Source organism: Oleiagrimonas sp. C23AA (assembly GCF_011759385.1).
Classification (GTDB): domain Bacteria; phylum Pseudomonadota; class Gammaproteobacteria; order Xanthomonadales; family Rhodanobacteraceae; genus Oleiagrimonas.
In genome coordinates this window covers 1-1,306 of record NZ_JAARLY010000022.1, presented here as the reverse complement: position 1 = coordinate 1,306, position 1,306 = coordinate 1, and the positions used below count along the sequence as shown (strand labels likewise).

Here is a 1,306-nt window from a genome sequence, read left to right as displayed (position 1 = left end):
AAGGTTCTTCGTAGGTTTCCGTGGAGCCGACTCTCGTGCATCGATACCTTAGACGTTTCCGGGCGGGTCTAAGGAGCGTTCCATGCTGGATCGGAAGACGATCGAGTCGCTGGGCGGCTGGAAGGGGTATCGGGTGGAGCGAGTCGTGTGGCCGGAGGGTGATAGCCGTACGGTGGTGATCCATCTGAAGCCTTCGGCCAAGACGATGCATTGCGAGCATTGCGGCAGCCGATGCCGGCAGGTGCACGAGACGACCGTTCGCCGGGTCCGCGATCTTCCGCTGTTTGCGCTTCGGGTCGTGCTGGTGGTGCCTCGCCGACGGGTGTGGTGCGAGCACTGCGGGGGGCCGCGCCTGGAGAAGCTGAGCTGGCTGGGTCGCTATCAGCGGGTGACCAACCGGCTGGCCGAAGCGGTGAGCCAACTGCTTCTTTCCAGCAACATCCTGGCGGTGGCCCACTTCTTCCGGCTCGGCTGGCACACCGTCAAGGCGCTGGACAAGGCGGCCCTGCAGGACCGCGTGCGTGAGCCGGACTGGAGCCAGATCCGCTATCTGGCGATGGATGAGTTCGCCCTGCACAAGGGCCACCGCTATGCCACCGTCGTGGTGGATCCCATCAGCCGCCAGGTCCTGTGGGTCGGTCCGGGCCGCTCACGGGAGACGGCCCGGGCCTTCTTTGAGCAACTGCCCGCCGGCGTGGCCGATCAGATCCAGGCGGTGGCGATCGACATGACGACGGCCTACGAGCTGGAGATCAAGGCTCACTGTCCCAACGCCGAGGTGGTCTTCGACCTGTTCCACGTCGTCGCCAAATATGGTCGTGAGGTCATCGACCGTGTTCGCGTCGATCAGGCGAACACGCTCCGCCATGATCGACCGGCGCGGCGCGTGATCAAGTCCAGCCGTTGGCTACTGCTGCGCAACCGGGACCATCTGGAGCCCTCTCAAGCGATCCAGCTCAAGGAGTTGTTGCAGGCCAACCAACCCCTGCTCACCGCCTATCTCATGCGCGATGAGCTGAAACGGCTGTGGTTCTACCGCCGGCCACGCTGGGCCAGGCAAGCGTGGGAGCACTGGTTTGACCAAGCCCAAGGCAGCGGCATCGCAGCACTGGCGCTATTCGCGCAACGGCTCAAGGCTTATCTGCACGGCATTCTTTCCCGATGCCACCACCCACTGAACACCAGCATCGTCGAAGGCATTAACAACACCATCAAGGTGATAAAGCGCCGGGCCTACGGCTACCGGGATCAGGACTATTTCTTCCTCAAGATCCGCGCTGCCTTCCCCGGTATTCCACGATGAACC

Annotated in this window: 1 protein-coding gene; it reads left to right on the top strand. The window is 63.2% G+C overall.

The features are described from left to right. Positions 1-82 precede the first annotated feature (82 nt). Complete coding sequence (locus HBF24_RS17145; protein WP_167175900.1) at positions 83-1,303, top strand: ISL3 family transposase; 1,221 nt, start codon at positions 83-85, stop codon at positions 1,301-1,303. The last annotated feature ends 3 nt before the right edge of the window (positions 1,304-1,306 follow it).

Bases quoted from the DNA above. Each gene is read 5' to 3' on its own strand.
- HBF24_RS17145 (WP_167175900.1), top strand. From the start codon at position 83: ATGCTGGATCGGAAGACGATCGAGTCGCTGGGCGGCTGGAAGGGGTAT.